This window comes from Mannheimia sp., from assembly GCF_056854775.1.
This window is the reverse complement of sequence record NZ_JBXGGI010000147.1, coordinates 1-13,959: the sequence shown is the minus strand read 5'-3', so window position 1 is coordinate 13,959 and position 13,959 is coordinate 1. Positions and strand designations below refer to the sequence as shown.

Below are 13,959 nucleotides of genomic sequence, written 5' to 3'. Positions count from 1 at the left end.
CTATTAAATTTATGTAAAGTAATATTAAAGATAATACATATATTCTACCTTCAATTGTAAAGTTTTGTTATTTCTGAATTCATTGATATCTAATTTGTATACAACTTTAGCTTTTTTAATCGATAAGTCTGGAAACATTCTAACATCAACATTAAACCAAATGGCGTCTAATAATTGCCCTCTATCCGTTTGTAACATTAATTTCAGATGCTTACCTGCCAGCAATTTTTGTTGAAGTACACTAAATTCTCCCTCAAAACTGGGTTCAGGAAAGTTCTGTCCCCAAGGTCCTGCACTATGAAGGATTTCTGCACTGGTAATGGTAAATTCATCTGCTGAAAGCTCGCCATCAGTATAAACTATGCCTTGTAATTGTTCCGGCTCAACTCTTTCATTAATTGCCTGATCAAACAATTGTTTGAATAGCTCTAGTTTTGAATAGTGAATAGTCAAGCCGGCTGCCATAGCGTGTCCACCAAATCTTTCGATTAATTCGGGATATTGCATATCAATATATTCGAGTAAATCTCGCATATGCACGCTCGAAATAGATCGAGCCGATCCTTTTAAATATTCACTTTCTTCACTTTCCTGTGCAAAAGCTATCACAGGGCGATTGAATTGATCTTTAATTCGAGAAGCTAAAATACCAATTACACCTTGATGCCAATCTGCTTGATATAGCACGATACCGTGAGCTTGTTCTGACTGAGCAAGTAACGGTAATTTTGCACAAATCGCCAGAGCTTCTGTTTTCATCTCCTGCTCAAATTCTTTTCGAGTTTGGTTCAAAGAATCTAGTTCAAGAGCTAGTTGACGAGCAAGTTCCATATTTTCACAAATCAGTAACTCAACCCCTAACGACATATTTTCCAGCCTGCCTGCGGCGTTCAATCTTGGTGCAACAGCAAAACCTAAATCAGCAGCTTGCAATGTTGAAAGCTCCCTTTTGCTTACTTCTGCTAAAGCTTTTATCCCCAAACGGCAATGCCCTGAACGCATTCGTTGTAATCCTTGATGGACTAAAATGCGATTGTTTTGATCAAGTGGCACAACATCAGCCACTGTACCTAATGCTACTAAATCCAAAAGCTCAGCAAAGTTTGGCTCTACTTTATTCTGGAAGTATTGTTGCTCACGCATTCGTGTTCGAAGAGCCATCATCACATAAAAAATGACCCCAACACCCGCCAATGATTTGGACGGAAAAGTACAAAACGGCAAATTAGGGTTTACCATTGCATCCGCATTGGGTAATGTTTCAGGTGGCAAATGATGATCGGTAATCAAAACTTGAATACCGTGTTGTTTAAGTAACTCAACACCTTCAAACGAAGATATACCATTATCTACGGTTAAAACTAAATCAGCTCCTTTTGCTAATACCATTTCTGCCACCGCAACACTTAAACCATAACCCTGTGAGAAACGATCCGGAATCAAATAATCAATTTGCTGGAAGCCCAACTGTTTTAACGCAATTATGGCAAGTGCCGTGCTGGTTGCTCCATCAGCATCAAAATCGCCAACAATTACAATACGACTTTGTTCATCAAACGCGTTGGTTAATAAATCCACTGCTTGTTCAATATTAGCCAATTGTTGTGGTCTATGTAAATGTTGGAGATTATGCTCTAGCTCTTTCGTCGTTTTTATACCCCGACTTTGATAAATTCGATTCAATAAAGAATTTTCAGATAAGGTTGCTGTTGTTAATAAAGGACGTTTTTTAATTAGTTTTTCCACGATAATTTTCTTTTTATAATAGCAAGCGGTCGTTTTTTGCAAATTTTTTACAAAAAATGACCGCTTGTATTCTATCTATCAGTTATTCACTTAACATTTTCGCTAATTCTTTCGGCTCGACATAACCACCGATTAATTCGCCTTCTGAGGTAACAATATTAGGCGTGCCTGTTACACCAAACTTAACGCCTAGTTGGTAATGTTTTTTCACAATCTCAGGTGTTTTTAATTGGGTTGGTAACTTGCCATTTTCCGCATCATTTAAGGCTTTCATTTTATCTTGAGCAGTCCAAATCGCTTCCATTTGTTTTGCGGTTTGTGTATTCATTCCACCACGGGGAAACGCCAAATAACGAATAGTAATACCTAAATCATTATATTCTGTAATCTTTTGATGTAACAGATGGCAATAATGGCAAGTAATATCCATAAAAACCGTTACAACGTGCTTTTCATTTTTGGCAGGATAAATAATCATTTCATTCGCATAAGAATTTAGCACTGCCATTAAACCTTGATTGGTTATATCAACTGCTTTGCCGTTTTTTAGCTCAAAAATTTTACCTTGAATGATATATCGACCATCTTCACTGATATAGACAATACCTTCATTTGAGGTTGCCATTTTAAAACCTGATAATGGTGATTCAGAAATTTTAACCTCTGTTGCCCCAATTTTTTCAAGCTGATTCTTCAGTTTTGCATCAGATGCAAAGGTAAAGGTTGACAAACCGATCAAACTTAACGCAATAATATTTGTTTTCATTGGATTCCTTACATTTTAAATTTTGCTTCCACACTCTTCGCTTTATTTAAGAATGTTTGGCGTTCTTTATTATTCATACCCGAACTTGAACCTGGTAATTTGACCGTAATTGGATTAACCGGTCGTCCGTTAATATGAAATTCATAGTGTAAATGTGGACCGGTTGAACCACCTGTATTGCCTGATAGTGCAATACGCTCTCCCTTTTTCACACTTTGTCCGGGTTTGACTAACGTCTTGCTTAAGTGCATATATACGGTGGTAATATGCCCGTGTTTGATTTTGATATAACGCCCCGCTCCACGAGCTTGATAAGCCACGTGTTCAACCACACCATCACTCGGTGCAATGATTGGCGTGCCAATTGGCAATCCGTAATCCACACCTTTATGTGGGCTAATCCGACCTGTAATTGGGTGTTTACGTTTAGGGTTAAAAGAAGATGTTACCCTTGCAGCATACAATAATGGGTGTCGAGCAAAGCCACCACTTAATGTTTCACCGTGTCTGCTATAATATCGCCCATTATCTGCTTGAATAGCGTAATAGCTTTTTTTACTGCTAATAACGTGAATACCTTCCACATTTCCTAAATCTGTTACTTTACCATTTATATATTCACGCTTAATTAAAATGGCAAATTTATCGCCTTTTCTCAGCTTATTCGTTGCAATTTGCGATTGTAATCCTACCGCTAATTGGTTGATTTGGCGATCAGATAGTCCAACCGCTTTTAAACTCGTAGCAAAGCTGTTCTGAATCGTACCTCGCACAACGTCTAACTTCCATTCGCCTTTTTTCTCAAATTTTTGGTAGGTAAATTTACCATTGGCTTGGCGTTCATAAACACGTTCTTCTTTCTCAGAAACTAACCAGTTTAAATATTCTAACTCACCTTCATTATCTAGCACCCAATAAAATTGCTGTCCGGCTTCTAATTGTGCTAATGATGAATGTTGTTTAACTAAATTAGAGGCAACTGAAGCACTTAAACCTGATTGCTCCAATACGTCTCTTAGTTTATCTCCTCTTGCAACCGTATAACTAAATTGATCTTGAATTCGTAATGCCTGATCTGCTACATCAAGAATATCCTCCAACACTTTCTCTGCTTCTGCCGGAAGTTGCCCTTCTGTATTGACATTATCTGCCGTATCAATAGGTTCTTCAACTTCATCGTCTTCATTAGTTAAATCATCTTCATAAGATGTCGCGGTTTGATCTTCAAAAACAATTTCTTCGTTTTCTATAGAAAGAGAGGATTGAGTAATTAAATCTGTAATATACTCAATAAAACCCGTATTTTTCTCAATGTTATCTGCTTGTAACTCAACTTTACCACTTGAAGTATTTTGATATTCTTCATCTTGCTTATCTAAAACAACTACATTTTCTCGTGTAGCCATCATACTTATTGAAGATTGTTCTTTTAATGCGAGAACAATACCGACAAGTAAACTAAAAACAGCCAATAAAAAAATCACTATTTTCAAGTGTTTCTTATGCCGTTTACGATCTCTTGCTAAAATTACGTGCTGCAAATTATATCCTGCTATTTTTCTTTAATTTATTTACTAAAATTTACATAATCTCTTGATAGACTATTTTACCAAGAAAAAATTCATTTATTCTATTGTCAGAAGATAAAAAATCCGCTAATTTTATTTCAATACTCTCAAATTTTTTGTAGTAATGAAAATTAACCAACTAGCCCCTAATCCAACGACAACGCAATTTACGTTGATAAAAAAAACTCAACCTTTAGTCTCGCTAAAAGATATTGAAGTAATCTTTAATGGTCAAAAAGCGTTACAAAACATTAATCTATCAATTTATCCTAACTCTATTACAACCATAGTAGGTCCAAATGGTGGGGGTAAATCCACATTATTGAAAGTGTTGCTAAAATTAATTACGCCAACTAAAGGACAAATTATTCACCAAAAAGGGCTAAAAATTGGCTATGTCCCGCAAAAGCTACATTTAGACCCTTCTATGCCGATAACAGTTACGCATTTTCTCGGGCTAAAGCCCCATACTAATAAAGCAATGATTGAGGAAGCATTATCTCTCTTTGCTATTCGCCATCTGGCACATAATAGTATGCAAAAGCTGTCCGGTGGAGAACTTCAACGTGTTTTACTCGCTCGAGCTATCTTAGATAAACCACATCTATTAGTATTAGATGAGCCAATGCAGGGGGTAGATATTACAGGGCAAACCGAACTGTATCAACTATTAAATCAAACTCGCTCTTGGTTGAACTGTGCTATTTTAATGGTTTCGCACGACTTAAACATTGTAATGGCAAATACTGATGAGGTGCTTTGTGTAAACAAACATATCTGCTGTGCCGGTACGCCAGAAGTGATTACGAATGATCCTAGTTTTATTCACTTCTTTGGAGACCAATTTGCTCGTAATGTAGCGTTCTATTCACACCGCCATAACCACCATCACAATCTACACGGTGATGTTTGTTTAGAAAAATGTGAGTGTAACCGCTAAAATTTCCTTGCATTGTTTAGAATTTGTAAAAAATTTGCTAAAAATAACCGCTTGTAAGTAAACAATTATGTAAAAATCAGACTTATATCACATTTTCTTTACTTTATTTGAAGTATAATAAGATTATGTTTCAACACCATAAATAGGTCAGGTCTTTATGCAATATAAACATTTTGATGATTGGATTGCGTCATCCCCTTTCGGCGGTTCAAACCAATCTTATGTCGAAGAAATTTATGAACAGTATTTAGAAAATCCGGCAAGCGTTGATGAAAGCTGGAGAAGCATTTTTGATTCATTCCCTAAAACCTCTCATATTGAACAACCCCATTCAAAAGTACGTGAGTATTTCCGTAAGTTAGCCCGCGAACAACAACCACAATCCGTAACTGTTGTTGATCCAGAAGCAGGAGCAAAGCAAGTTCGTTTACTTCAATGGATTAACGCACATCGTTTCAGAGGCTATTTAGAAGCAAAACTTGACCCTATTAACTATTACCGCTGGAAAACCTCCAGTGTGCCTGAGCTAGATTATAAATATCACGGTTTTACCGATGAAGATCTAAACGAAACCTTTGCCGTTGGTCGTTATGTTTATAATAAAGAGACAATGAAGCTCAGCGAACTCAACGAGGCATTAAAAGAAACTTATTTAGGTCCTATCGGCTTAGAATTTATGCACGTTCAAGATATTGAACAGCGTAACTGGTTACAAGCTAAAATGGAAAGTGTGTTAAATAAACCTCTTTTCACCAAAGAAGAAAAACTCAATTTACTCACTGAATTAACGGCTGCTGATGGTTTAGAACGTTATTTGGGAGCAAAATTCCCGGGTGCAAAACGCTTCTCTTTAGAAGGAAGTGATGCGTTCATTCCGATGATGAAAGAAATTATTCGCCACGCTTCCCGTCAAGGAATGACAGATGTCGTATTAGGTATGGCACACCGAGGTCGTTTAAATATGTTAGTGAACGTATTCGGTAAACGCCCTGCGGAATTATTTGATGAATTTGCAGGTAAACACGCTGATGAAAGCCGTACAGGTGATGTGAAATACCATCAAGGTTTCTCATCTAACTTTGCGGTAGATGATAAAAATGTTCACCTCACTTTAGCATTCAACCCATCGCATTTGGAGATCGTAAGCCCTGTGGTAATTGGATCTGTTCGTGCAAGACAAGAACGTATGCGTGATACCGAACACGAAAAAGTATTAGCGGTAACTGTTCACGGCGACTCTGCCGTTGCCGGTCAAGGTGTGGTGCAAGAAACTTTAAATATGGCAAATGCCCGTGGTTATAAAGTGGGAGGAACAATCCGTATTGTGATTAATAACCAGATCGGTTTTACCACCTCTAACCCGAACGACACTCGCTCAACCGAGTTCTGTACCGATATTGCGAAAATGATCCAAGCACCGATTATTCACGTAAACGGTGATGACCCGGAAGCGGTTGCTTTTGCAGCAAGAATGTCAGTGGAATATCGCACTAAATTTAAACGTGATATTTTCATTGATTTAATCTCTTATCGTCGCCACGGTCATAACGAAGCCGATGAGCCATTAGCAACCCAGCCAATGATGTACAGCATTATCAAAAAACACCCTACACCACGTAAAGTTTATGCTGACCGCTTAATTGAAGAAGGGGTATTAACCAGCGATCAAGAAATTGAAATGCTAAATCTTTATCGTGATGCGTTAGATAATGGTGAGCGTGTTGTACCTGAATGGCGTGAATTAGATATGGCGGCAGTTGATTGGTTGCAATATCTCAATTATGACTGGACTGCACCTTATGAGAGCAAATTCCCGGAAGATCGCTTCTTAACTATTGCTAAGCGTGTTTGTGAATATCCGGAATCATTGAAAGCTCACTCTCGTGTTGAGAAAATCTACGCTGATCGTAAAGAGATGTACGAGGGCAAGAAATTATTCGACTGGGGTATGGCAGAAACAATGGCGTATGCAACCTTGCTTGATGAAGGCACACACGTTCGTTTATCAGGTGAAGATGCCGGCCGTGGTACATTCTTCCATCGCCACGCCGTTATTCATAACCAAAATGATGGTACAGGCTATGTTCCATTAACACAATTACACGCAAATCAAGGTCGTTTCCAAGTATGGGATTCCGTACTTTCAGAAGAAGCGGTTCTCGCCTTTGAATATGGCTTTGCGACAACCGATCCGAAAACCTTAACCATTTGGGAAGCTCAATTTGGTGATTTCGCCAACGGGGCACAAATTGTAATTGACCAATTCATCAGCTCTGGCGAACAAAAATGGGGCAGAATGTGTGGTTTAGTAATGCTTCTTCCTCACGGTTATGAAGGTCAAGGTCCGGAACACTCATCTGCTCGTGTTGAGCGTTATTTACAACTTTGTGCACAACAAAATATCCAAGTTTGTGTGCCATCAACACCGGCTCAGGTTTACCATATGTTACGTCGCCAAGCAATTCGCAAAATGCGTCGTCCATTAGTTGCGATTACGCCAAAATCATTACTACGCCACCCTCTTGCGGTTTCAACACTTGATGAAATCATTAATGGTTCATTCAAAAATGTGATTGGCGAAATTGATAATATCGATCCGAAACAAGTGAAACGTGTGGTAATGTGTTCAGGTAAAGTTTACTACGACTTGATTGAAAAACGTCGTGAGAATAACCAAACAGATGTTGCGATTATTCGTATTGAACAACTCTACCCATTCCCACTTGAGGAAATGAAACAAATTCTTGAACCTTACGCCCACGTTACTGACTTTGTATGGTGTCAAGAAGAGCCATTAAATCAAGGAGCGTGGTATTGCAGTAAGCACAACTTTGAAGCTTCTATTCCGGAAGGGGCAAAATTAACTTACGCAGGTAGAGCTGCATCCGCTTCGCCGGCAGTTGGCTATCCATCACTACACGCAAAACAACAAAAACAACTTGTTGAAGATGCTTTAACGATTGCTTAAAAAGATGGGCGTAGCTAATACGCCCTGCAAGCGGTTCATTTTCAACAAAAATTTACCAATTTAAGTATAAGGTGTAGAAATACACCTTTATTAAAAGAAAAGGATAATGAAATGGCAATTGAAATTTTAACTCCAGACCTTCCTGAATCAGTAGCTGATGCAAGCGTTGCAACTTGGCACAAAAAAGTGGGTGATCGTGTAAAGCGTGATGAAATTCTCGTCGAAATTGAAACCGACAAAGTTGTTTTAGAAGTGCCTGCTACAAGTGATGGTGTGCTTGTTGAAATTACACAAGCGGAAGGTGCAACGGTTGTGTCAAAACAAGTTTTAGGTAAATTAGATACGGCACAAGCTGGCGATATCAGCTCTGCCACTATTGAGCAAAAAACAGAATCCACTCCGTCAGATCGCAAACACGCTGCGATTGAAAACAGCCACGCTAACGCAGACGATCAAGGTCCTGCCATTCGCCGTTTATTAGCCGAACACGATTTACAAGCGGCTGATATTCAAGGCAGCGGTGTCGGAGGCAGAATTACCCGTGAAGATATCGAAAAAGAGATCGCAAAACGAGTTCAACAAAATCAAGTAAAAGAATCCGCAACAAATCAAAACACCGTAAGCTCCGTTGCATTTAGTAGCCGTAGCGAAAAACGTGTCCCAATGACTCGTTTACGCAAACGTATTGCAGAACGTTTACTTGAAGCAAAAAATACAACGGCAATGCTCACCACATTCAACGAACTGGATATGCAGCCGATTATGAATCTACGTAAAACTTACGGCGAGAAGTTTGAAAAACAACACGGCGTACGCTTAGGTTTTATGTCATTCTACATTAAAGCGGTGGTTGAAGCACTTAAACGTTATCCTGAAATCAATGCGTCTATTGATGGCGACGATGTGGTTTACCACAACTATTTCGATGTGAGTATTGCGGTCTCTACCCCTCGCGGCTTAGTAACACCAGTGTTACGTGATTGCGACAAAATGAGTATGGCGGAGATTGAGAAGAAAATAAAAGAGCTTGCGGAAAAAGGGCGTGATGGCAAATTAACGGTTGAAGACTTAACCGGCGGTAACTTCACTATCACTAACGGTGGTGTGTTCGGTTCATTAATGTCTACCCCAATTATCAATCCACCACAAAGTGCCATTTTAGGTATGCACGCAATCAAAGATCGCCCTGTGGCGATTGACGGACAAGTGGTAATCCGCCCGATGATGTACTTAGCCTTAAGCTACGACCACCGTTTAATTGATGGCAAAGAATCTGTTGGTTTCTTAGTGGCTGTAAAAGAGTTATTAGAAGACCCAACTCGTCTGCTTTTGGAAATTTAATCTGAAATTTGACCGCTTGCAAAGACTACAAGCGGTCTATTTTTACTTATTTTTTATAAATTTTAGTTATTTAAATTCGCACAAGTAAAGAAAAGTAGCATAAAAACCAACGAGGAAACTCTATGAATCTACACGAATATCAAGCCAAACAAATATTCAAACAATATGGGCTGCCTGTCAGCGAAGGGATTGCTTGCTTTTCTGTAAATGAAACCGCAGAGGCAATCTCACAACTAAAAGGTGAAAAATGGGCTGTAAAATGCCAAGTTCACGCAGGTGGTCGGGGCAAAGCCGGTGGTGTAAAACTAGTGAGTAATACTGATGATGCCAAAGCCTTTGCTGAACAATGGCTAGGTAAACGCTTAGTTACCTTCCAAACAGATGCTAACGGGCAACCGGTTAATACAATTTATGTGGAAGAAACCTGCAATATCGACCGTGAATTATACTTAGGTGCAGTGGTGGATCGCTCTGCACAAAAAGTGGTATTTATGGCATCAAGTGCAGGTGGTATGAACATTGAAGAAGTGGCTGAAAAAACACCTGAATTAATCCATAAGGCAACAATTGATCCTCTCACAGGTGGTCAGGGCTATCAAGGGCGTGAGTTAGCTTTTAAATTGGGATTAAAAGGTGATGAAGTCAAACAATTTGCGGATATTTTTGTAAAACTGGCGAAGTTATTCGTCGAGAAAGATTTAGCCTTATTGGAAGTCAATCCGCTTGTTGTTACCAAAGAAGGAAAACTGCTCTGCCTAGATGCTAAAATGTCTATCGATAGCAATGCTCTCTACCGCCAGCCGGATCTTAAAGAACTACAAGATCTCTCGCAAGATGACGAACGTGAAGCCGAAGCAGAAAAATGGAGCTTAAACTATGTTGCTTTAGACGGTAACATAGGTTGTATGGTAAACGGTGCAGGTCTTGCAATGGGAACGATGGATATCGTCAAACTCTACGGTGGCAAACCAGCTAACTTCCTAGACGTAGGCGGTGGTGCAACCAAAGAGCGTGTTGCAGCAGCATTCAAGCTGATTTTATCAGACCCAAATGTAAAAGCAGTTCTGGTTAATATTTTCGGCGGTATCGTACGTTGTGATTTAATTGCTGACGGTGTAATTGCGGCAGTAAACGAAGTGGGCGTGAACGTGCCTGTTATCGTCCGTTTAGAAGGCACAAATGCGGCACAAGGTCGTGAAATTCTAGCAAATAGTGGACTGAGTATTTTAGCGGCATCATCACTGAAAGAAGCGGCTGAATTAGCGGTAAAATCTGCAAATTAGGAGGAAAAATGTCGATTTTAATTGATAAAAACACAAAAGTAATTTGCCAAGGTTTTACCGGCGGACAAGGCACATTCCATAGCGAACAAGCTCTAGCTTATGGAACACAATTAGTTGGAGGTGTTTCACCTAATAAAGGTGGTACAACCCATTTAGACTTACCGGTTTTTAATACCGTGCGTGAAGCGGTAGAAGCAACTGGTGCAACCGCAACCGTCATTTACGTTCCAGCTCCGGGCTGTAAAGATGCCATTTTAGAAGCCATTGATGCAGGTATTCAGCTGATCGTTTGTATTACTGAAGGCATTCCAACACTTGATATGCTTCAAGTGAAACAACGTTTAAACCAAACAGGCGTGCGAATGATCGGTCCTAACTGTCCGGGTGTGATTACCCCAGAGGAATGTAAAATCGGCATTATGCCGGGCAATATTCACAAAAAAGGCAATATTGGTATTGTTTCACGTTCAGGTACATTAACTTATGAAGCCGTTAAACAAACAACAGATGAAGGCTTTGGACAATCTACTTGTGTAGGGATCGGTGGCGATCCAATTCCGGGTTCAAACTTCATCGATATTCTAAAACTCTTCCAAGACGATCCTGAAACCGAAGCTATTGTGATGATTGGCGAAATCGGCGGTTCAGCAGAAGAAGAAGCTGCTGCCTTTATCAAAGAAAATGTAACGAAACCGGTGGTTAGCTACATTGCAGGTGTAACCGCACCAAAAGGCAAACGAATGGGACACGCAGGTGCAATTATCAGTGGTGGTAAAGGCACTGCTGATGAGAAATTCAAAGCCCTCGAAGATGCAGGTGTAACAACGGTAAGAAGCCTTGCTGAAATCGGCTCAGCCTTACGCAAAATTTTAGGCTAATCCTAATGTAAGCGGTCTAATTTGTAAGTTTTTTTGCAAATTAGACCGCTTTTTTATTGGTATATAGTTTGCTAATTATACTTTTCGTTCAGCCTTTAAGCCTTTAGCTGCTAGTTGAATTAATTTCAATGTTAGTTCACAAGATTTCACGAAAGATGGGATTGGCAAAAACTCAAATTTTGAATGAAAATTATGTGCCCCGGTAAAATAATTCGGGGTTGTAATACCTTTGACTGATAATGCTGCACCGTCCGTACCTCCACGCATTGGTATCACTTTAGAGGGAACACCAATTTCTTCCATTGCTGCAAATAACAAATCAATGGAACGGCGATCTTCTGTTAAGCTATTCGCAATGTTGCCGTAGATGTTATTGATTTTACATTCTATTTTCGCTCGAGGATAACGAAGCTGTATTTCTTTCACTGCGTTTTCTATAAAAGTTTTACGCTTTTCAAAAGACTGTTTGTCAAAATCACGTATCGCAATACGCAGCGTGGCTTGAGTATAATTTGCCTCCATTCCATTTATCCACCAATAGCCTTCTTTATTTTCAGTGCATTCCGGAGTTTGGCTACGATCAAACAAGCTAATGAAATCTTGTGCCACTAAAATCGGATTCAATAACACACCTTTCGCCGACATAGGATGTGCACTTACTCCTTGAATTATTACAGTTGCAGCCGCCGCATTAAAATTTTCATACACAACCTCACCTAATTCGCAACAATCAATCGTATACGCAAAATCCGGTTTAAATTTAGTTAAATCTAATAGTTTTGCTCCACGTACGCCGATTTCTTCATCAGGCACAAATGCTATGTAAATATCGCCTGTCGGAATTTGGTATTGTTTTAAGACTGAAAGTGCAGTCATAATGTTGGCAATTGCTGCTTTGTTATCTGCTCCCAATACACTAGTCCCATCACTGAAAATAATCTCTTGATTCAAATAAGGTAAGATTTCAGGGTGCTCTGCTACACGAAGCCAAATATTTTCCTTTTCATTTAATTGCAGATCATCACCATAAAAAGTTTTAATTTGTGGGTGGATATCTTCTGCAAGAGCTACATCTACAGTATCTAAATGAGCAACAAAACCAATCGGCACAGCATTTTTCAGTGCTCCTTTCCAAATGGCAGTTACATTAGCATGTGAATCAATTTCTACATTTTTTAATCCAAGTTGCTTTAATTCGTCTACCAATAAACGAGCTAATTCCCATTGTCCTTCGCTACTTGGTACTGTGGTTTCCGACGCTTTACTTTGGCTACTTACAGCTAAATAACGAAAAAAACGTTCTACTAATGGTTGTTGTAACTCCATCTTTATCTCCTTTGTGTTGGCAAATTAATGACCATCTAAACATAACAGTTTAGATAAGTGCATTCAATTTATAGCGTTGATGAAGTTGAGGTAAATCATAATAACTGCACTTTTACTCGTTATTGAATGTTTACAAAACTGTTTATAGAACTTTTTACAAAATGCAATTAAATTTTGAGAAGACAACGTATTTTAAGCGAGTTATTGGAGAGAATTATAAGTAAAAAGTTAGTTTGTTATTTTTCTAAAAGAGGCTTAAAGCCCATATAAGCACTTAAACCTCTTTTATCTATTATTCTTTAAATTACTCTTTTGACTTCCAAATAAGTGGATCAACACCTTTGTGAATTAAATCTTGGTGTTCTTCAATTCTAAATACCGGCTCTTTGCCTTGTTTTAGTTGACGAATATAGTCTTTCATAATAACCCATACAATCGGAGCAAGAATTAAAATTGCGACTAGGTTGATAACCGCCATTGATGCCATTACAGTATCAGCAAATGCCCATACAATACCACCATCTCGAACTGCACCAAAGTAAACGAAGAATAATACCACTGCACGGAAGCTCCAGACAAACCACGCTTTGTTTTTGATGTAACGAATGTTAGTTTCTGCATAAGCATAATTACCAATAATAGAGGTAAAGCAAAATAGTAGAATAACAAAAGCTAAGAAGTGTAAACCAAACTCGCCTAAGTGGAATTGCAATGCTGTTTGAGTAAGAGAAATACCTCTTAAACTTTCTCCGCCATAATTATCCGACATTAAGATAATAATTGCGGTACAGGTACAAACAACAAGTGTATCTACAAATACACCTAACATTTGGATTAAACCTTGACTTGCCGGGTGCTTAGCATCTGATGTTGCTGCAGAATTTGGAGCAGAACCCATACCTGCTTCGTTTGAAAATAAGCCACGCTTAATCCCCATTAACATCGTTTTTGAAACCAATGCCCCGAACATACCACCCGCTGCGGCTGAGAAGTCAAAAGCACTTTCAATAATTAAACCGATAATATGTGGTACTCGTTCAATATTCATACCTAAAATAATAACGGCAATAATGAGGTAGAATAATGCCATCATTGGTACTACTTGTGCGGACACTTTACCGATACGTTTTACCCCACCGGAAA

Annotated in this window: 10 protein-coding genes; 5 read left to right on the top strand and 5 right to left on the bottom strand. The window is 38.9% G+C overall.

The window, feature by feature from the left end:
* Nucleotides 1-24 precede the first annotated feature (24 nt).
* The 3 genes from recJ to mepM all read right to left on the bottom strand — a co-directional run bounded on the left by recJ (nt 25) and on the right by mepM (nt 4,053).
* Nucleotides 25-1,746, bottom strand: coding sequence for a single-stranded-DNA-specific exonuclease RecJ (recJ, locus tag ACJHV0_RS10220; RefSeq protein WP_483134128.1), 1,722 nt, complete (start codon nt 1,744-1,746; stop codon nt 25-27).
* Nucleotides 1,747-1,828: 82 nt separating this feature from the next.
* Entirely contained in the window at nt 1,829-2,512 is a 684-nt protein-coding gene (dsbC, locus tag ACJHV0_RS10215) for a bifunctional protein-disulfide isomerase/oxidoreductase DsbC (protein ID WP_483134127.1), read from the bottom strand.
* 8 nt (nt 2,513-2,520) lie between these two features.
* Nucleotides 2,521-4,053: a murein DD-endopeptidase MepM gene (mepM, locus tag ACJHV0_RS10210; protein WP_483134126.1), complete on the bottom strand. Its 1,533-nt coding sequence runs from the start codon at nt 4,051-4,053 to the stop codon at nt 2,521-2,523.
* Between the two features lie 151 nt (nt 4,054-4,204).
* On the opposite strand from mepM, the gene znuC reads away from it, so the two are divergent.
* The 5 genes from znuC (at nt 4,205) to sucD (ending at nt 11,490) form a co-directional block, all read left to right on the top strand.
* Nucleotides 4,205-5,020 carry a zinc ABC transporter ATP-binding protein ZnuC gene (znuC, locus tag ACJHV0_RS10205; protein ID WP_283385967.1) on the top strand — a complete coding sequence of 272 codons (816 nt, stop codon included), beginning with the start codon at nt 4,205-4,207 and terminating at the stop codon, nt 5,018-5,020.
* 157 nt (nt 5,021-5,177) lie between these two features.
* The gene (gene sucA / locus ACJHV0_RS10200) at nt 5,178-7,988 is read left to right on the top strand and encodes a 2-oxoglutarate dehydrogenase E1 component (RefSeq protein WP_483134125.1); all 2,811 of its coding nucleotides are present in this window, start codon (nt 5,178-5,180) and stop codon (nt 7,986-7,988) included.
* A 111-nt stretch (nt 7,989-8,099) separates the two neighbouring features.
* Nucleotides 8,100-9,329 carry a 2-oxoglutarate dehydrogenase complex dihydrolipoyllysine-residue succinyltransferase gene (gene odhB, locus ACJHV0_RS10195; RefSeq protein WP_283385969.1) on the top strand — a complete coding sequence of 410 codons (1,230 nt, stop codon included), beginning with the start codon at nt 8,100-8,102 and terminating at the stop codon, nt 9,327-9,329.
* Between the two features lie 122 nt (nt 9,330-9,451).
* Nucleotides 9,452-10,612 (top strand): ADP-forming succinate--CoA ligase subunit beta, encoded by a 1,161-nt coding sequence (sucC, locus tag ACJHV0_RS10190; RefSeq protein WP_283385970.1) that lies wholly within the window; start codon nt 9,452-9,454, stop codon nt 10,610-10,612.
* Between the two features lie 8 nt (nt 10,613-10,620).
* Complete coding sequence (sucD, locus tag ACJHV0_RS10185) at nt 10,621-11,490, top strand: succinate--CoA ligase subunit alpha (protein ID WP_025235850.1); 870 nt, start codon at nt 10,621-10,623, stop codon at nt 11,488-11,490.
* A 75-nt stretch (nt 11,491-11,565) separates the two neighbouring features.
* Here sucD and pepT read toward each other — a convergent pair whose 3' ends face one another.
* Both pepT and ACJHV0_RS10175 read right to left on the bottom strand, forming a co-directional pair.
* On the bottom strand, nt 11,566-12,816 hold the full coding sequence (gene pepT, locus ACJHV0_RS10180) for a peptidase T (protein WP_483134124.1): 1,251 nt from the start codon (nt 12,814-12,816) through the stop codon (nt 11,566-11,568).
* Nucleotides 12,817-13,120: 304 nt separating this feature from the next.
* The coding region (locus tag ACJHV0_RS10175) for an amino acid carrier protein (protein ID WP_483134123.1) at nt 13,121-13,959 on the bottom strand (839 nt) is incomplete at its 5' end.